The sequence below is a fragment of the Paraferrimonas sedimenticola genome (genome assembly GCF_002282855.1).
GTDB lineage: Bacteria > Pseudomonadota > Gammaproteobacteria > Enterobacterales > Shewanellaceae > Paraferrimonas > Paraferrimonas sedimenticola.
In genome coordinates, this window is the sequence record NZ_NRIR01000009.1 from 37,543 (window position 1) to 54,721 (window position 17,179).

Genomic DNA, 17,179 nt, shown 5'->3' on the forward strand with positions numbered 1-17,179 from the left:
TTGGGCCAAGCTTTCTAATCTGATTTAGTAACTATTTGTCATTGAATCAAAAATTGACCTATTTTGGCTAGCTTAAATGCGCCAAATCGCACTTAGGTCGCACAAACTAGACTATGGTCTAATGGTGACAAACCGCCAATTCTTCGGATACTTTAGCCAAGCATTAATTCAGTACCAAGGACAGTTATGAGCACGCCTTCTCTGTACCCGGTTAAGCCGGAGATCGCCGCCAATGCTCTGATCAATGAAGAGCAGTACAAAAAAATGTATCAAGAGTCGATTGTTAACCCAGAAGGTTTCTGGCGTGAACACGGCCAACGCATCGATTGGATTAAACCTTTCTCCAAAGTGCGTAAAGTATCATTTGACGACCACAACCTTTACATCAAGTGGTTCTACGACGGTACCCTAAACGCCTCGCAAAACTGCCTCGACCGTCACCTAGCGGAGCGCGGTGACCAAACCGCTATCATCTGGGAAGGCGACGATGCCGCCGACCAACGCACCCTAACCTACGCCGAACTTCACCAAGAGGTGTGTAAGTTTGCCAACGCTTTGCGTGGCCAGGGCGTTCGCCGCGGTGATGTCGTCACCATCTACATGCCTATGGTGCCAGAAGCCGCAGTCGCTATGCTGGCCTGTGCCCGTATCGGTGCTATCCACTCTGTGATTTTCGGTGGTTTCTCGCCAGATTCGATTGCTGCCCGCTGTATCGATGGTCGCGCCAAAGTGATTGTGACCGCTGACGAAGGCATTCGCGCGGGTCGCAAAATCCCACTGAAAGCCAACATCGACGAAGCCTTGAAAAACCCAGACGTCAACACGGTTGAAAAAGTCATTGTTTTGCAGCGCACCGGCGGTGACATTCACTGGGAAGACAATCGCGATGTGTGGTGGCACGACACTATGAAAGTCGCCTCCGAGCATTGTGTTGCGGCTGAAATGAAAGCCGAAGACCCGCTGTTCTTGCTATACACCTCTGGTTCAACCGGTAACCCTAAAGGTGTGCTTCACACCACAGGTGGTTACATGGTGTACGCGTCCATGACCCATGAGTACGTGTTTGACTACAAGCCGGGTGAAATCTATTGGTGTACCGCCGATGTGGGCTGGATCACCGGTCACAGCTACATGGTTTATGGTCCACTGGCCAATGGCGCCACCATTTTGATGCACGAAGGTGTACCAAACTATCCATCCCCTGCCCGTTTAGGCGAGATGGTCGACCGTCACAAGGTCAACATACTCTACACAGCACCAACCCTTATCCGTGCTTTGATGGCCGAAGGCGAAGAGCAGTTCGACGGTTTTGATGGCAGCTCACTGCGCATCATGGGGTCGGTTGGTGAGCCGATTAACCCAGAAGCCTGGCGTTGGTACAACGACGTTATCGGTAAGGACACCTGCCCGATTGTCGATACTTGGTGGCAAACCGAAACCGGTGGCATCCTAATTACTCCGCTTCCAGGTGCGACTGATGCCAAACCAGGTTCAGCAACCCGCCCATTCTTTGGGGTACAACCCGCTTTGGTCGACAACTTGGGCAACCTAATCGAAGGTGCTGGCGAAGGTAACTTGGTGATCCTAGATTCTTGGCCTGGCCAAATGCGCACCGTGTTTAACGACCACGACCGCTTTGTGTTGACCTACTTCAAGACTTTCCGCGGTATGTACTTTACCGGTGATGGCGCGAAACGCGACGAAGACGGTTACTACTGGATCACAGGCCGCGTTGACGACGTGATTAACGTATCGGGCCACCGCTTAGGCACCGCAGAGATTGAGAGCGCGCTTGTGGCTCACCACGATGTGGCCGAAGCTGCTGTTGTGGGTTACCCCCATGACATCAAAGGACAAGGTATTTACGCCTATGTCACTTTGAATCACGGCATCGAAGAAACCGAAGAGCTGCGCCAGGAAATGCGCCAATGGGTACGCAAAGAGATCGGTGCGCTGGCGACTCCAGACCTGATTCAATGGGCATCTGGCTTGCCTAAGACTCGCTCCGGTAAGATTATGCGCCGCTTCTTGCGCAAGATTGCCGCCAACGAAGTGACCAACTTAGGTGATGCCACCACGCTTGCGGATCCTTCGGTGATTGATGTGCTGATTGAATCTCGCCTCAACAAGAGCTAACGCTGACTCGAACTCAGAAAGTCGGCAAGACGAACAAAAAAGGGATAGCACAAGCTATCCCTTTTTGTATCTACTGCACGTATGGCTGAAGCGAATTTAAGACTGTTCGCAGGTTTTCGCCTTGTTGCGCTTGATTAAGAACACGGCAACTGCAACCACGGCAACAACAGCAGCAAGCGTAATCAAGTGAATTAAGCCACTGGACCAATGGCCGTGGTCATGACCTTCATGGGCAACCGCAAGGCTTGGCAATAGACTAGCAATCAACAGCATTATGTACTTCACGACGATCTCCTTGTGTACTGCTGGGTAAATAACGAACCTTCAGACGCTAGGTGCCTATTCGCAATGCCTCACACAGGTCTACAGCAGCACCTTTTGTTGACCTACAAATTTCCGGCCAAGGTTGCGCAACACATCACCCAACGACACCCTTTTTTTATCAGAGCATTGCGAGGATTTCAAAGCCTGTAGCCGTTTGTTTTAAAGAACAGATAAATACTTGATTTGAGTCAAATTTAGAAGTTTCGAAAAAAGTCACCACAAAACCCAAATACAAGCGTTTTGCATGCTGTGATAAAACCTCGAATTAGCGCGACAGGCGCCGTCAAAACTGGGCGGCAACTAGAGCCTTAGCCTTGATGTGCGTACTAGAGTATTCGAAAAACGACCAGGTATTGCGAATGCGACTGACAATAATCCCCATCACCGCTGGCAACACGGAATTAACAAGCTAATTTGCTCGGTAAAGGCTGTGTTGACCTAATGATTTGGTGCTTGTTTCAGCAAGCAATTCAACAAACCGCGCTCCCATTCGCTGGATATCTCGTTGGCGATAATTTCAACTCGGCTTTCACCACTATTTTCAAGCACCATCTCGGTCAGTGCATCCTTACTGAAATTGTAACCATAGCTGCCCTGTTGGGTCACAAATACGGCTTTCATTCGCTCCGCGTTAATTCCACACAAAAAGCCATACAAACGGTCCCGGTCAAACACCAGATGTGGCGCAAATCGCCAACCAACACTGTGAAATCCCTGGCCGCTATTCTCCACTTTGAGCACTCCGTTTTCTGGGAAAGCTAACTGATTGATGTCCGGCTTTGATGAATGAGCGTGACTATGTCCACAAGCGGGTTTTCCAACGGATTTAGTTAGCCCCTTCAGTAAGTCGGGGTCTATCGCTCCGTGTTGCGCTGCTACGACCTGAACGGCGCTGCCGGCCAACTGATTTGCGTATTGAGCCAAAGCATCGACCTCTGCCTGCGAGTATTTGTCCGCCTTGCTGGCAATTAACACATCGGCTATGTCCACTTGCTGATTAAAGGTTTCGTGTTGGGTATAGCGCTTGTCCGCAATATTGCGTGCATCCACTAAAGTTAGGATTTTTTGCAGCGACAAACTGTCGCGATATTGCACTCCAGCCAACACATCTAACACTTCTTTTGGGTGGCCTAAGCCTGTTGGTTCAATTAACAATCGATCCGGCCGAGCTTGCACCAGTAAGGCGTTCAAAGCCACTTGCATGGGAAGCCCGGCGCTACAGCACATGCACCCGCCTGGCACCTCTTTGATGAACACTCCACCTTGCTGCGAGTGCTGTCCTTGGATTAAATTGCCATCGATGCCTATCTCGCCAAACTCGTTAACCAACACCGCCCAGCGCTCATCTGCGGGTTTGTTTTTGAGTAGTTCCAAAATGGTGGTGGTTTTACCGCTTCCTAAAAACCCTGTGATGATATTGGTCGGGATAGCTTTTAATGCATCTTGTTTAGCCAATGGATACGTCCTTGTGTTGTTGAAACTCATAGCGACTGCACACTAGTGCTTACCCCTTGCGGTGCATTTCTCTGGTCTCGGTTTTCTTCTCGGCACTTTTTCTGAGCATGACGTACACCGCGCCCATGCCGCCATGGTGACGCTGGGCTGAGTGAAACGCCAATACATCAGGTAATTGGGTTAGCCAGTGACCGATGAAACTCTTCATTAATCCTTTGACAGGCTTAGAGTTGAGGCCCTTGCCGTGATTAATGATCACGCAACGCATATTGCGCTTTTGGCAGTCCTGCACAAAGTTGAGCAAGGCATGGCGTGCTTGTTTTACCGACATACTGTGCAGGTCTAGGCGAGTTTCAACGTCATACTTGCCTAGACGCAGGTTCTTAAACACCCCTTCCTGTACACCGGACTTTTTGTACTCCAACAAATCGTCAGGGTCGACTTTAGGGATCATGGCGATATCGTCAGTCAGCATGTTGACTTGCTCTTCGGCGGTGGCGGCATTTCTGCGGGCCAGCTGCGCCTCGGTCGGAGCCGATTTTACTCGGTTAACTACTTTGTTGTTTGACTTTAAAGGCTGGACATCGCCCATCTCAGCTTTAAAAGCATCGAAATCGTCGTTTTGCACTGTGTTGTTTTGCCTATACACAAATTGTAAAGATCTTATCCTACCTAGGCTCGCGCCCCTAGTTTATAGTCTACTGGACTTTATCTGATTGATATTTAATAGCATGACTAGACTACTGACCATGACCGGACTGTTTGGAGCTTTGATGCTTTCCATGTCGTTCGGCTATGCGGCCACTAAAGATAATAACAAAGACCTGGGTCAGCTGAACAAGGCTTATCAAATAACTCAACAGAGTTTTGTGGATTTGGACCTGAGTTTCGTCGAGACTCTGTACACCAAAGACGCCGTTTACGTGCCTGGCAATTCGAAAAAAAGCACCATAGTAGGAACGCCGGCCATACGAGCCTCCTACGAAGAGTTTTTCTCCAAAGTTAAAGCAAAGCAAGCACAAGTACGCATCGACTTTCGCGTGACTCAAAGACGCTATCACCCAGAGCGTGTCACCGACGTGGGCTACTACTTGATTGAGTTTCGACCTGCTGAAAACTCAGAGCAACCCACAACCCACTTTGCCGGTAAGTTTGTTTACGTGTTTGAGAAACAGAGCGACGGTAAATGGCAGATTGCAGTTGACGCTGCCAGCCACACCGACACCAAGCACTATATGTCCGCCAAACCCCATAAGGACAGCTACTACGGTTCCGCTCCTGAAACCATAAACAACGGCTGGAAAAAGAAGAAATGAGCTCGGCTTGTTACTGCAATAGCCAACTGGCCTATCAGGATTGCTGCCAACCCAAACACCGAGACCCTGCCACCGCAGACACACCCGAGGCGCTCATGCGCTCTCGGTTTTCAGCTTTTTGTCGCCGTGACAGCGAATATTTGATTGCGACTCACAAGCACTTACAAGTACCAAGTGCTGAAGAGTTGCAACAGGTATTCGAGCACACTCAGTGGCTAGGGTTAGAGATTGTCAGCAGTGCGCAAGACAGCGATAGCACTGGCTGGGTCGAATTCAAGGCCTGGTTCAAAGACAGTGACTCGGGCAAAGTGGATGCCATTTGGGAAGTGTCTCAATTCGTACGCCACAATCAGCAGTGGTATTACACCCAAGGGCAGCAGCGCAAAGTCAACTTGCCGTCTCGTAACGAACCCTGCGTCTGCTTCAGTGGAAAGAAATTCAAAAAGTGTTGCGGTGCCTAAGCGCTACCTTTGCTCCATCTGATAAATCAATTTTTCGGCCGCACAATCAAAAGTCACCGCCAATAACAGCTGTCCATTCTGCGTTTCTGCGGCTACTGTGGCCTTAGGGAAGCGTTTGGTAATGGCTTGCGTAGCCGCCTCTCTGGCGGCCTGGTTTTCTGGCGTATCATCACCAAAGGTTATGCTCAGAGCGGTGTCAGACTCGTCAATCACGGTACCAATTTCAACAACGTTATTGCAGGCGTCTACCACCTGATCTAAAGGATTTTTCTCAGACACAATCGCCTCGTTAATGCATGGGTTGATTACTACAGCCTAGCGTGGATCTAGGCTAACGCCATATGATTTGCCAAAACCTGACTTTGTTGCAACTGGTTTAAAAGTTCACTGCCTACTTGCTGCTGATTGCTGGCTAGGCGATTTTCCAGCGACTTAATTGGTGCGCAGTTGTTCAGTGCACGCTTCATCGACACTGGCGGCTCGCTGTCGTACACCAAAGGTGGTGGGCACAGGGCATCTTGTAAACGTTGTCCCGTCAACCCATGGCTGTGGTATATGTCGTTTTTGAGCTGATGTGATTGGTAATTGGCGCGCAACTCAGGACGGCTTTCATTGGCTTGGCTCATACAAGCCACTTCTTCAGAAAGCAAAGACAACAGCAGACCAAACTCGCTGCGACGAGTTTGCTGCACGGCCGCGTTGAGCTGGCCGCTTAGTTGGCGTTCATGCACCAATAAGTTGTCTAGATTTACCAAGGAGAGCGCTCCGATAACGAGTTACATTAACTAACGGCCGGTTGCTAAAATCCTTTAGCGCAACTGATCAATCGATAGGCATTTGCACGGTTTTCAATCACTGCTGCTCAAATTCAGCGCGAACGCTCAAAATTTTGCGAAAAACACTGGCATTAGGGTTTACAAGCTCAAAGGCTTTCTCTAGTATGCAGCCTCACTCGTGGAGGGGTTCCCGAGTGGCCAAAGGGATCAGACTGTAAATCTGACGGCTCAGCCTTCGAAGGTTCGAATCCTTCCCCCTCCACCACTATTTCGATAAGACGCTCAACCGAAAGGTTGGGCGTTTTTTCGTTTTAGCGCGTTTCTCGAATTAGGGAAATGTGGCGGCTGAAATGTGGTTTGCACAAAAACAAGCCAGTCGGCAGCCAATGCGCAGAATTAGCCTTTGGTAGGCTTTACTTTGCCAGGCCAATTCACTACTATGCACTGCACTCGTGGAGGGGTTCCCGAGTGGCCAAAGGGATCAGACTGTAAATCTGACGGCTCAGCCTTCGAAGGTTCGAATCCTTCCCCCTCCACCACTATTTCGAGTCAAAAAGCCCAACCTTTCGGTTGGGCTTTTTGCTGTCTACCTCAAACATATTTCCGTATAAATCCAATCACATACTGGTTATGCTAACGATTGCGATTCAAACCAAGGGAAATACTCAGTGCTCGCCTACTTCGCCGGATTCGGCCTCGGTCTTTCGTTGATTTTCGCCATTGGCGCGCAAAACGCATTTGTCCTTAAACAAGGTCTTCAGCGCCAACACGTGTTCTTGGTTTGCGCAATTTGCGCTGGTTCCGATGCTATTTTAATTGGTGCAGGTGTTGGAGGCTTTGCCACTTTCTTAAGCCACTACCCTTGGGTGGAAACTTGGGCGCGATACGCTGGGGCGGCTTTGTTGCTGGGGTACGCCAGTTTGAGTTTTCACAGCGCCGCGGTGAATCGCCACAGGTTAACCGTTTCCGACAACCGTGCGCCGGCCTCTAAGTGGAAAGTCGCCGCGCTCACTTTGGCTTTTACCTGGCTTAACCCTCACGTATATCTAGATACCGTGTTATTAATCGGCGGGATCTCCACCCAATTTGCCGATGCCCTGCCGCAGTTTACCTCAGGCGCCATCACCGCCTCGTTCGTGTTCTTTTTCTCGCTAGGCTACGGCGCGCGATTGTTGACGCCCATTTTTGAGCGTCCCAGCGCGTGGCGAGTGTTTGAAACCTGCTTGGGCCTGTTAATGACCCTGTTGGCCATCGGCTTGATTTGGGGTTAGTCGATGTTGAGGTACTTGTGGGTTTGCACAGACAGACGCCAATTGCGCTGAATACAGGTATCGATCGCCAGTTGAGTCGCCGCATGCTTTTGGCTAATGGGCTGCAAACAAACGCTTTTATCTGAAGTATCAATGTCAGCCAAGAGTTGGTCTAACTGGTCGATGTGCGCTTGACGAGCCACTGGGTGTTTAATCTCATCCGCTCGCGCTAACGCTTGAGTTAGCACCGCCTTGCCGCCTTTCATGTCGACTTTAGGCGACACGGTCACATAGGTGTCGTCACTGACCAGTACCGGGTAAGTGCCACTGGTTTCGATTTGGCAACGAAACCCCTTGGCCTCAAGCGCGTGAGTCAAAGGTCTCAAGTCGTGCATACAAGGCTCACCGCCTGTGATAACTACCCATTTCGCCTGATAATTGCCTTGCGACAAGCGGTCCGCCAAATTCTGCGCCGATAGATTAGCCCAGCGGCCAACACTACCATCCACTTGCATTACCTCGATTTCTACCACTTGATTGGCCGGGTCTAATTCCCAGGTGTGCATGGTGTCACACCAAGGGCAACCCACATCACAGCCTTGCAAGCGCACAAAAATCGAAGGCACGCCGCAATGACTGCCTTCACCTTGAATGGTTTCGAAAACTTCGTTTACAGGATACAAGCTAGATCACTCTTTGTTGAGAACCGCGCTAGTATAAATCATTGCGTTTATTGGCTAAACTAGCCGCGTGTTCATCCCAGAGAAAAAAACATGAAAACAGCGGTTGTAGTGTTTAGTGGCGGCCAAGATTCCACCACTTGCCTAGTAAAAGCTTTGGACGAGTACGATTTAGTCCACGCCATTACCTTTGATTATGGTCAGCGACATAAGCAAGAAATCCAGGTCGCCAAAGACTTGTGCAAACGCTTAGGCGTGGCTAGCCACAAAGTGATGGATGTTGGCTTGCTCAACCAACTTGCGGCCTCTGCGTTAACCCGCGACCAGATCCCTGTTTCTAATGACCTAATGGACAATGGCCTACCTAACACTTTTGTTCCTGGGCGCAATATTCTGTTTTTAACTCTGGCGGGTATTTTTGCTTACCAAGTGGGCGCCGAGTCGGTGATTACCGGCGTGTGTGAAACCGATTACTCTGGTTACCCTGACTGTCGCAATTCCTTTGTACAAAAGCTCGAACAAGCTTTGGTGCTTGGCATGGACCGCGAATTGTCATTAGAAACTCCGCTTATGTGGCTCAACAAGGCGGAGACTTGGGCGCTTGCCGATAAGTATGGCGCCCTGGATATGGTCAGAACCGACACACTAACCTGCTACAACGGCATTGTTGGTGATGGCTGCGGCGAATGCCCAAGCTGCCAATTGCGCTCTCAAGGCTTGGCTGAGTACCTAGCCGACAAACCTAAACACCAAAGCGCACTGCAGGGTCGATGCTAAATCGATTAGCTAAGTGGTTTGGCCCGGTTTGGCCTATCTGGATGGGCGTCAGTGTCGTCGTTCTGCTGGCCAGTCTAGCTCTCCCTATTGACTGGCTAGACTACAATCGCCAGCTGATCGGCGAGGGCGAGTTTTGGCGCTTGTATAGCGGCCATTTCACCCACACCAATCACTGGCATCTACTGATGAACCTCGCTGGGTTATTAGTACTTGCCGCTTTACACGGCATGCATTATCGCAACGCCAGTCTGTTGAGTTTGTTGCTCTGTGGTCCCCTGCTTATCAGTGCCGGCTTATGGTTTTATTACCCTGACACTCAGCTCTACGTGGGGCTTAGTGGCTTATTACACGGCCTGTTTGCCTTTGGCGTGATTGCCGATATTAAACGCGGTTGGCGCAGCGGTTATCTGTTGGCTTTGGGGCTTGTGGTAAAACTGGGGTACGAGCTCAGCGCGGGTGCTAGCACTCAACTGGAAAGCTTGATTCAGGCTCGAGTGGCTACCGAAAGCCACTGGCTGGGCGCCCTCGCGGGCACCCTTATCGCCTTGGTTTGGTTGGTGTTGGATCGAAAACCAAGCTAACCCGCTAGCATCATGTCCTGACGCAAGCGTTGTACCTTATCTCTAAGCGCAGCGGCTTGCTCAAACTCTAGGTTCTTAGCGTGCTCCAGCATCTGTTTTTCTAGCTGTTCAATCGACTGAGTTAGCTCAGAGATGCTGACCTTACCTTGATTACTGGCGTGATAGTGTTCAGATACGCTCTCTGCCACTGAATCAGTGACTTTACTTGGCGCTTCCATCACGTCGGTAATCTTTTTGACCACGCCTTTTGGCGTAATGCCATTGGCTTCGTTGAACTCTTTTTGTACCTGACGTCGGCGCTGGGTTTCAGAAATGGCCCTTTCCATCGAGCCTGTCACCTTGTCCGCGTATAAAATCGCCTTGCCATTGAGGTTACGAGCAGCACGGCCTATGGTTTGGATCAAGGAGCGGTCTGAGCGCAAGAAGCCCTCTTTGTCGGCATCAAGAATGGCCACCAAAGACACCTCCGGCATATCCAGACCTTCTCGCAACAAGTTAATCCCAATCAGGACATCAAACTCACCAAGGCGCAGATCGCGAATAATCTCCATTCGCTCCACCGTATCGATGTCCGAGTGCAAGTAACGAACCCTTACCCCGTGTTCAGCAAAGTACTCGGTCAGGTCTTCTGCCATTCGCTTGGTTAAAGTGGTGACCAATACCCTTTCGTTGATAGCGCTGCGTTTGTTGATTTCTGACAGTAAATCATCCACTTGTACCGCCACAGGGCGAACTTCCACTTCGGGGTCAAGTAAGCCTGTTGGCCGCACGACCTGCTCTACCACGTCATCCGCCGAGTGTTCCAACTCGTACTTTCCGGGCGTCGCCGAGACGAAGATAGTTTGCGGCATCAGTGATTCGAATTCTTCAAATTTCAGCGGGCGGTTATCCAACGCTGAAGGTAATCTAAAGCCGTATTCCACGAGATTTTCTTTACGGCTGCGATCCCCTTTGTACATGCCCCCGACTTGAGACACGGTTACATGGGATTCATCAATAATGAGCAAGCCGTCTTTGGGTAAATAGTCCAGCAAGGTTGGCGGAGGCTCGCCTGGCGCACGCCCCGATAGGTAGCGCGAATAGTTTTCAATGCCCGAGCAATAACCTAACTCGTTCATCATCTCTATGTCGTACTGAGTCCGCTCGGTAATGCGCTGCTCTTCAATCAGTTTGTGGTTGGCCAAGAACTGAGCTTTGCGCTCTCTGAGCTCTTCTTTAATGTGCTCAGAGGCCTCCTGAATTTTTTCTCTCGGCGTTACATAGTGAGTTTTCGGGTAAATTGTGGTTCGGCTGAGGTTTTTAGAAACAGCACCGGTCAGGGGGTCAAATAGGCTAATTCGCTCAACCTCGTCGTCGAATAGTTCGACGCGTACCGCCTCTTTTTCAGAATCCGCAGGAAAGATATCGATAACTTCCCCGCGCACTCGAAACGTACCCCGCTGAAAATCCATATCGTTGCGGTTGTATTGCATTTCCGCCAGTCGCGCCAATATTTCACGCTGGCCCATGATGTCGCCGAGGCTGACGTGCAGCAACATCCGCATGTAGCTCTCAGGATCGCCCAACCCGTATATGGCTGATACCGACGCGACTAACACCACATCGCGACGCTCGAGCAAGGCTTTGGTCGCCGACAAACGCATCTGCTCGATATGAGCGTTAATGGACGCGTCCTTTTCGATAAAGGTGTCAGTGGTCGGGACATAGGCTTCTGGTTGGTAGTAGTCGTAGTAGGAAACGAAGTATTCCACTGAGTTGTGTGGGAAAAATTCTTTCATCTCACCGTAGAGCTGTGCCGCCAAAGTTTTATTCGGTGCAAGCAAAATAGCGGGACGATCCAACTCAGCAATCAGATTGGCGACAGTGAATGTCTTACCTGAGCCGGTAACCCCAAGCAAGGTCTGACACGCAAGACCAGACTCGATGCCGTCCTTTAGCTCTGCGATGGCCTTGGGTTGATCTCCGGCGGGCTTAAATTGGGAGACTAACTGGAATGATTTGTCTGACATACGAACCTAATTTTTAGACATTGGAGTAACTTACGAACGCTTCTTACTGACAACTATGTTGCAGAATGTTTAAATTTTAGTGAAAACCACTTCTAACGAGAACTTTGCCAAAATTTGTCCTCAAAATTGTCGATTCAGCAACATATATTACGGTGTACTTAAATTTAATTCACAAGCGATCGACTGCTGAAATTTTACTCACCGCGATCGGCTAGTGTCAAAAATCCGCCGTCAAACCAAAATATATAAACCATTGTTTTTATTGTCATTTTTTAAATGCAATTAATTTTTTTGATTTTAACTTAAACGCAGATTCCACAAGGGTTTTAGCGCCATAATTGAGATTAATCAACAGGGTTATCCACAGAAACAGTGGATAACTGGCGCAAAGCCATATAGCACAAGCATTTGCAGCACATCGAAGCCGTCATCGGATCATGGATCCAGAATATCCCCATAGCTTAACTCATTCCCGTCTAAGAAATCAGACCCCACTTTGTGAGATTCTATTGCACACAGTCGAGATGACACTTGATCAGTTATTAGGCTTATATTCCAATCAATTGATTAAAGGCTAACCCTACTGCACACGCTTTAAACAAACGATCTAACATCCCCAACTTTTTTTGCAATCCTAGTTGACTCAAGCCCTGCCTAGTTTTACTATGCGCTCCGTCTTCACGACATTGCTGTCACAAAGACTTTTGTTCCCCCTTAGTTCAGTCGGTAGAACGGTGGACTGTTAATCCATATGTCGCTGGTTCAAGTCCAGCAGGGGGAGCCACTTTATTTAAGTCGTTAGTTTTCTAACGCGAGTTCCCCGAACGGTGGACTGTACTGTTTCAAGTCGGCATATGCCGCTGAATCAAGTCCAGCAGGGGGAGCCACTTTATTAAAGTCGCTGAAGTTTCGGCGAAAGATTAGCTAGCTCAACTAGCTGCGATTCCCCCTTAGTTCAGTCGGTAGAACGGTGGACTGTTAATCCATATGTCGCTGGTTCAAGTCCAGCAGGGGGAGCCACTTTATTTAAGTCGCTAGTTTTCTAACGCGAGTTCCCCGAACGGTGGACTGTACTGTTTCAAGTCGGCATATGTCGCTGAATCAAGTCCAGCAGGGGGAGCCACTTTATTTAAGTCGCTGAATTTTAGCGCAAGATTTGCTAGCTATACTAGCTACTATTCCCCCTTAGTTCAGTCGGTAGAACGGTGGACTGTTAATCCATATGTCGCTGGTTCAAGTCCAGCAGGGGGAGCCACTTTAAAGAAGAAGCCATTCGCAAGAGTGGCTTTTTTGTTTTTAGCGCTCCAAGAAAAGAACGGTGGACTGTACTGTTACCAATCCGGCATATGTCGCTGGTTCAAGTCCAGCAGGGGGAGCCACTTTAAAGAAGAAGCCATTCGCAAGAGTGGCTTTTTTGTTTTTAGCGCTCCAAGAAAAGAACGGTGGACTGTACTGTTACCAATCCGGCATATGTCGCTGGTTCAAGTCCAGCAGGGGGAGCCACTTTAAAGAAGAAGCCATTCGCAAGAGTGGCTTTTTTGTTTTTAGCGCTCCAAGAAAAGAACGGTGGACTGTACTGTTACCAATCCGGCATATGTCGCTGGTTCAAGTCCAGCGGGGGAGCCACTTTAAAGAAGAAGCCACTCGCAAGAGTGGCTTTTTTGTTTCTGTCTCCTCGGAGAAGACTCATGGCTCTGCGAGTTCCGTTTGATTAAAAGCATTTAAAACGACCCTGCCCCCTTTCTATTTCACTCACGCATTCAGTTGGTATTTTTCGATTACTTAGTTAATGGATTGTGGTACTTTTTCAACTGTGCGCAAAGCCACTGCAGATAGCCGTGGCAAAATAACTCTAATCAAAGGACTGACGTTGCCATGGGCTTCTCAAAAACTTTCTTGTTGATGCTTAGCATTGTCTTGCTGTGTGTTGGCTTGGTCCAAAGCCATCTTTATGTTGTGGTTGCCCAAGACAACCTAGAACAGCAACAACGCCGCATCGCCGCCGCAGTCACCACCCTGGATGATATCGATAGCGATGGTTTCGCCTTATACCAACAACTGTCAGCGACTCAAAGGCTGAGCTTCTTCCAATACGCGGCCACCGAAGATTTCAATCGTAATTACACCTTTGGCCAACTGTTAGAAAAACCATCCATTACTGGCCAAATACTGAGCTGGTATGGAGCCAACCAACCCAAGAAGCAGTTTTTAGGTCGTGGCGCGGTGACTTTTCGTCCCGACAGTCAAACCGTTCAGTCGTTGCTAGCAAGACAACTGCTGGTTAGCTGGATCATCGTCCTAACAAGTCTCATCCTTCTTGGCTTTTCCTTCTTTTCTGCGTTTCGCAGGATTCGAAATCAGATTCGCTACGCGGCAAACTACATTTCGCGAATTCCATCGTTTCGATTTGAATCCATAGAAGTCAGTCGCCTAAGTAATGAAAGCCAGCCACTAGCGGATGCGCTAAGCGAAACGAGAGTCGAACTAAAACAAAAAATCGAGGCACTACAGGAGAAATGCGAATCCCTAGCACGAACCAGTAATCTCGATGCTGTCTCAGGACTCGCTACTCGAGTTCGATTCATCGAACAATTGGAACAAACCCTGTCTCAATCTCAGCAGCAAATCGGCGTGTTAATCACAGTGCGCGCCAGCGAACTTGGGATGGTCAACCAGACTCAAGGCATGGGTGGCGGTGACAATTACTTGGCCGAGGTGGCTCAATCCTTACGCGCGGTAATTGGTGCGCATCCCAAGGCCGAGGCTTTTCGTCTCGCCAGTTCCGATTTCGCGGCCATTTTACCCCTGGCTACCCGCAAAGACGCGCAACGGTTTTGTGAAGCGTTAAAGACTCGATACGATGATTTGCAAGCCTCGCTGGGGTTAAACGCTTGTGCATACACCGCAGCGGTTTGCTACGAAAGCGGTATGAATGCCCTAGAGCTGTTGGGAATGGCCGACACCACGGTCAATCTGGCGCAATCCCTGGGGCCTAATAGCTTCTCCATCTATGAAGAGCAGCACGGATCAGCCTCGGTATCCGAGCATCAATGGCAGAATGTGGTCCGCCACGTCATCGCCAATCGAAAAGTCTTCTTTTTACAGCAAAGCATCCAACCGATGCGCAATGACGTTCGCGCCTATCGCGAATTGCTGGCGCGGTTTAGCAATGAGAATAACGACCCAATCCCTACCGCGACTGTGATTGCTATGGCCGAACGCTACGGATTGGCGCCTCAGCTGGACAAAATGATCATTCAAAATGCTCTGCAATTGCTGTCCCAAGACATAGGCTTCAAAGGTGCCTTTGCGATCAATATCAGTGCGATGTCAGCGCACAACACCGAGTTTGTGGCATGGTTGCGCGACACCTGCAGTAAGAACAAAGCCCTTGCAGGTCGCTTAGTGTTTGAAATCAGTGAAGCGGGTTTGCAATCCAACTTGGCTGCCAGCCAATCATTCGTTCGTGAAGTGCATAAAACTGGCGCTCGAGTGTCGGTAGAGCGCTTTGGTCTGGCCTTTACCTCGTTCCGCTTTTTCCGCGAAGTTCGTCCAGACTTTATCAAACTCGCTGGCGAATACAGCCATGGTATCGACCAAAACCGCGACAATGCCTTTTTCGTACGAATGGTCGTAGATATCGCCCGAAGAATGGGGATTTTGGTGTTTGCCACCTCGGTGGAAAGGCAGCAAGAAAAAATGGAACTCGAACGCTTACTTGTCGACGGCCTTCAAGGCTATTACATCGGCCAGCCAGAAGTGATGAACCTCAGCCAAAAAGAAGCGCAACCCAATTAGATGCGCTTCTTATCCTGACCCAGGAATACACCGGCCATCACCAAGATGGCCGCTAACCATTGATAGCCATTCAGCCGCTCTCCCAACAACAGCATTGCCATGATCGCGGTAAACACCGGAATTAAATTGACGTAGATGACCGCTTGGGTCAAAGGAATTTGGCTCACCGCATAGTTGTACAGCAAATACGCCCCTAAAGTGACGCAAGCCCCGAGATAAACTATCGCCCCTATCCCCGACCAATCCAACACCCAGGTTTGCTCGCTAACGGCCGCCAATGGCACAAAAAACAAGCTGCCAACCGCCGCCTGAAGAGAGGTTAAGGTCAGTGCCGAGTAGCGCTTGCTCAACAGTTTCAAACACACGCCGTACACCGCCGCGCACAACATAGCCAACAACTCAAGCGTATTGCCCAATAGTGGATTCGGTGCGTGTTGGTCCTCGCTGCCCGCCAGCGTAAGCCAAATGACTCCGATAGCCGCCAAGCCAAAACCTAAGCCATTTCTACGAGTCAGGCGCTCGCCTAGAAACACAAAAGCAACGGCGGCGGTAAGCACTGGTGCCATAGCCGTCATCATGCCCGCTTGGGTCGCTGAGGTGTAAAGCAAAGCTTGGCTTTCAAAGATAAAATAAAGACACGGCTCGCAAGCAGACATGATGACCAGCACTTTCCAGTCACCTTGGCGATATTGAAACCTGAGAATTTGACGATAAAACAGACTAAAACAAGCCAAGGCAACCAACATTCGACCGGCGATAACCCAGTTGGGATGGTAAACGTCAAAAGCCCACTTTAGAGCGATAAAACTGGAGGCCCACAAAAGTGTGGCGATAACCAAGGCTAATCTCGGATCTGGTTGAAGGCGCATTTGGCAATAAATTCTGAGGCTTACAAATTGCGCGCAAGTGTATCACCGAGATCATCAAGACAACACTCGCACTTGCACAAATGTGCATTATCCATACAGCTTATGTGTTGTTTATCATCGGCATAACCCCGATAATAAGCAGATCACTATTTGGAGTTTTGTGAGTTAATGAGCGAGTATTTTTTCCTACTAGTCGGTACCGTATTGGTCAACAATTTCGTACTGGTTAAATTCCTTGGGCTATGTCCATTTATGGGGGTGTCCAGTAAACTGGAATCTGCCATTGGCATGTCTATGGCAACCACCTTCGTACTGACCCTCGCTTCTACCACGAGCTACCTGATAAATCAGTATTTGCTCGACCCGCTGGAACTGACCTACCTGCGCACCATGGCCTTTATTCTGGTGATTGCGGTGGTGGTTCAATTTACCGAAATGCTGGTTCAGAAAATGAGTGACCAGCTCTACCGAACCCTAGGCATTTATCTGCCGCTAATTACCAGTAACTGTGCCGTTTTGGGTGTCGCCCTTCTCAACGTCAACGAACAGCATAACTTTATTGAGTCCGTGCTGTACGGGTTTGGCGCGGCTGCCGGCTTCTCACTTGTCCTAATTTTGTTTTCGGCCATGCGTGAGCGCTTGGCCGCCGCCGATGTGCCGCAACCGTTTCAAGGCGCCGCTATAGGCATGATCACCGCGGGCATGATGTCGCTGGCCTTCATGGGCTTTACTGGATTGGTGAAATAG

At 49.6% G+C, this 17,179-nt stretch carries 16 protein-coding genes and 5 tRNA genes; 13 read left to right on the plus strand and 8 right to left on the minus strand.

Annotated elements, in window-relative coordinates; translation table 11 throughout:
- Positions 1 to 186: 186 nt before the first annotated feature.
- The gene (acs, locus tag CLC93_RS14960; RefSeq protein WP_095506796.1) at positions 187 to 2,136 is read left to right on the plus strand and encodes an acetate--CoA ligase; all 1,950 of its coding nucleotides are present in this window, start codon (positions 187 to 189) and stop codon (positions 2,134 to 2,136) included.
- A 96-nt stretch (positions 2,137 to 2,232) separates the two neighbouring features.
- On the opposite strand, the gene CLC93_RS17645 is transcribed toward acs, so the two are convergent.
- From CLC93_RS17645 to smrA, 3 genes are all read right to left on the minus strand, one after another.
- Complete coding sequence (locus tag CLC93_RS17645) at positions 2,233 to 2,421, minus strand: hypothetical protein (RefSeq protein ID WP_141237410.1); 189 nt, start codon at positions 2,419 to 2,421, stop codon at positions 2,233 to 2,235.
- 477 nt (positions 2,422 to 2,898) lie between these two features.
- Positions 2,899 to 3,915 carry a CobW family GTP-binding protein gene (locus CLC93_RS14965; RefSeq protein ID WP_245837174.1) on the minus strand — a complete coding sequence of 339 codons (1,017 nt, stop codon included), beginning with the start codon at positions 3,913 to 3,915 and terminating at the stop codon, positions 2,899 to 2,901.
- Positions 3,916 to 3,964: 49 nt separating this feature from the next.
- Positions 3,965 to 4,543: a DNA endonuclease SmrA gene (gene smrA / locus CLC93_RS14970; protein ID WP_095506798.1), complete on the minus strand. Its 579-nt coding sequence runs from the start codon at positions 4,541 to 4,543 to the stop codon at positions 3,965 to 3,967.
- A gap of 103 nt (positions 4,544 to 4,646) precedes the next feature.
- Here smrA and CLC93_RS14975 point away from each other — a divergent pair, with 103 nt between their 5' ends.
- Together CLC93_RS14975 and CLC93_RS14980 are read left to right on the plus strand one after the other, a co-directional pair.
- Positions 4,647 to 5,231 (plus strand): YybH family protein, encoded by a 585-nt coding sequence (locus CLC93_RS14975; protein ID WP_095506799.1) that lies wholly within the window; start codon positions 4,647 to 4,649, stop codon positions 5,229 to 5,231.
- Positions 5,228 to 5,692, plus strand: coding sequence for a YchJ family protein (locus tag CLC93_RS14980; protein WP_095506800.1), 465 nt, complete (start codon positions 5,228 to 5,230; stop codon positions 5,690 to 5,692). Before CLC93_RS14975 ends, CLC93_RS14980 begins: the two co-directional genes overlap by 4 nt.
- A 3-nt stretch (positions 5,693 to 5,695) precedes the next feature.
- On the opposite strand, the gene CLC93_RS14985 is transcribed toward CLC93_RS14980, so the two are convergent.
- Both CLC93_RS14985 and CLC93_RS14990 read right to left on the minus strand, forming a co-directional pair.
- Positions 5,696 to 5,971, minus strand: coding sequence for a DUF406 family protein (locus CLC93_RS14985; RefSeq protein ID WP_169903052.1), 276 nt, complete (start codon positions 5,969 to 5,971; stop codon positions 5,696 to 5,698).
- 47 nt (positions 5,972 to 6,018) lie between these two features.
- Positions 6,019 to 6,447, minus strand: coding sequence for a VC2046/SO_2500 family protein (locus tag CLC93_RS14990; protein WP_095506802.1), 429 nt, complete (start codon positions 6,445 to 6,447; stop codon positions 6,019 to 6,021).
- A 201-nt stretch (positions 6,448 to 6,648) separates the two neighbouring features.
- Here CLC93_RS14990 and CLC93_RS14995 point away from each other — a divergent pair.
- The 3 genes from CLC93_RS14995 to CLC93_RS15005 all read left to right on the plus strand — a co-directional run bounded on the left by CLC93_RS14995 (position 6,649) and on the right by CLC93_RS15005 (position 7,739).
- Positions 6,649 to 6,733 (plus strand) — tRNA-Tyr (locus CLC93_RS14995).
- 189 nt (positions 6,734 to 6,922) lie between these two features.
- Positions 6,923 to 7,007: transfer RNA gene (locus CLC93_RS15000), tRNA-Tyr, on the plus strand.
- 129 nt (positions 7,008 to 7,136) lie between these two features.
- Positions 7,137 to 7,739: a LysE/ArgO family amino acid transporter gene (locus CLC93_RS15005; protein WP_095506803.1), complete on the plus strand. Its 603-nt coding sequence runs from the start codon at positions 7,137 to 7,139 to the stop codon at positions 7,737 to 7,739.
- On the opposite strand, the gene queE is transcribed toward CLC93_RS15005, so the two are convergent.
- Complete coding sequence (queE, locus tag CLC93_RS15010) at positions 7,736 to 8,401, minus strand: 7-carboxy-7-deazaguanine synthase QueE (RefSeq protein ID WP_095506804.1); 666 nt, start codon at positions 8,399 to 8,401, stop codon at positions 7,736 to 7,738. The genes CLC93_RS15005 and queE overlap by 4 nt on opposite strands.
- 90 nt (positions 8,402 to 8,491) lie before the next feature.
- On the opposite strand from queE, the gene queC reads away from it, so the two are divergent.
- Together queC and rrtA are read left to right on the plus strand one after the other, a co-directional pair.
- On the plus strand, positions 8,492 to 9,175 hold the full coding sequence (queC, locus tag CLC93_RS15015; RefSeq protein ID WP_095506805.1) for a 7-cyano-7-deazaguanine synthase QueC: 684 nt from the start codon (positions 8,492 to 8,494) through the stop codon (positions 9,173 to 9,175).
- Positions 9,169 to 9,756 carry a rhombosortase gene (rrtA, locus tag CLC93_RS15020; RefSeq protein ID WP_095506806.1) on the plus strand — a complete coding sequence of 196 codons (588 nt, stop codon included), beginning with the start codon at positions 9,169 to 9,171 and terminating at the stop codon, positions 9,754 to 9,756. Before queC ends, rrtA begins: the two co-directional genes overlap by 7 nt.
- Here rrtA and uvrB read toward each other — a convergent pair.
- Complete coding sequence (gene uvrB, locus CLC93_RS15025; RefSeq protein WP_095506807.1) at positions 9,753 to 11,765, minus strand: excinuclease ABC subunit UvrB; 2,013 nt, start codon at positions 11,763 to 11,765, stop codon at positions 9,753 to 9,755. The two genes, rrtA and uvrB, sit on opposite strands and share 4 nt — an antisense overlap.
- A gap of 708 nt (positions 11,766 to 12,473) precedes the next feature.
- Here uvrB and CLC93_RS15030 point away from each other — a divergent pair.
- The 4 genes from CLC93_RS15030 (at position 12,474) to CLC93_RS15045 (ending at position 15,563) form a co-directional block, all read left to right on the plus strand.
- Positions 12,474 to 12,549, plus strand: a tRNA-Asn gene (locus CLC93_RS15030).
- 160 nt (positions 12,550 to 12,709) lie between these two features.
- A tRNA-Asn gene (locus CLC93_RS15035) sits at positions 12,710 to 12,785 on the plus strand.
- 159 nt (positions 12,786 to 12,944) lie between these two features.
- Positions 12,945 to 13,020: transfer RNA gene (locus CLC93_RS15040), tRNA-Asn, on the plus strand.
- A gap of 620 nt (positions 13,021 to 13,640) precedes the next feature.
- Complete coding sequence (locus CLC93_RS15045) at positions 13,641 to 15,563, plus strand: EAL domain-containing protein (protein ID WP_095506808.1); 1,923 nt, start codon at positions 13,641 to 13,643, stop codon at positions 15,561 to 15,563.
- Here CLC93_RS15045 and CLC93_RS15050 read toward each other — a convergent pair.
- Positions 15,560 to 16,432: a DMT family transporter gene (locus CLC93_RS15050; RefSeq protein ID WP_095506809.1), complete on the minus strand. Its 873-nt coding sequence runs from the start codon at positions 16,430 to 16,432 to the stop codon at positions 15,560 to 15,562. The genes CLC93_RS15045 and CLC93_RS15050 overlap by 4 nt on opposite strands.
- A gap of 168 nt (positions 16,433 to 16,600) precedes the next feature.
- Between CLC93_RS15050 and rsxA the strand changes: the two genes are divergently transcribed.
- On the plus strand, positions 16,601 to 17,179 hold the full coding sequence (gene rsxA / locus CLC93_RS15055; protein WP_095506810.1) for an electron transport complex subunit RsxA: 579 nt from the start codon (positions 16,601 to 16,603) through the stop codon (positions 17,177 to 17,179).

Bases quoted from the DNA above. Each gene is read 5' to 3' on its own strand.
- acs (WP_095506796.1), top strand. From the start codon at position 187: ATGAGCACGCCTTCTCTGTACCCGGTTAAGCCGGAGATCGCCGCCAAT.
- CLC93_RS14975 (WP_095506799.1), top strand. From the start codon at position 4,647: ATGACTAGACTACTGACCATGACCGGACTGTTTGGAGCTTTGATGCTT.
- CLC93_RS14980 (WP_095506800.1), top strand. From the start codon at position 5,228: ATGAGCTCGGCTTGTTACTGCAATAGCCAACTGGCCTATCAGGATTGC.
- queC (WP_095506805.1), top strand. From the start codon at position 8,492: ATGAAAACAGCGGTTGTAGTGTTTAGTGGCGGCCAAGATTCCACCACT.
- rrtA (WP_095506806.1), top strand. From the start codon at position 9,169: ATGCTAAATCGATTAGCTAAGTGGTTTGGCCCGGTTTGGCCTATCTGG.
- uvrB (WP_095506807.1), bottom strand. From the start codon at position 11,765: ATGTCAGACAAATCATTCCAGTTAGTCTCCCAATTTAAGCCCGCCGGA.
- CLC93_RS15045 (WP_095506808.1), top strand. From the start codon at position 13,641: ATGGGCTTCTCAAAAACTTTCTTGTTGATGCTTAGCATTGTCTTGCTG.
- CLC93_RS15050 (WP_095506809.1), bottom strand. From the start codon at position 16,432: ATGCGCCTTCAACCAGATCCGAGATTAGCCTTGGTTATCGCCACACTT.
- rsxA (WP_095506810.1), top strand. From the start codon at position 16,601: ATGAGCGAGTATTTTTTCCTACTAGTCGGTACCGTATTGGTCAACAAT.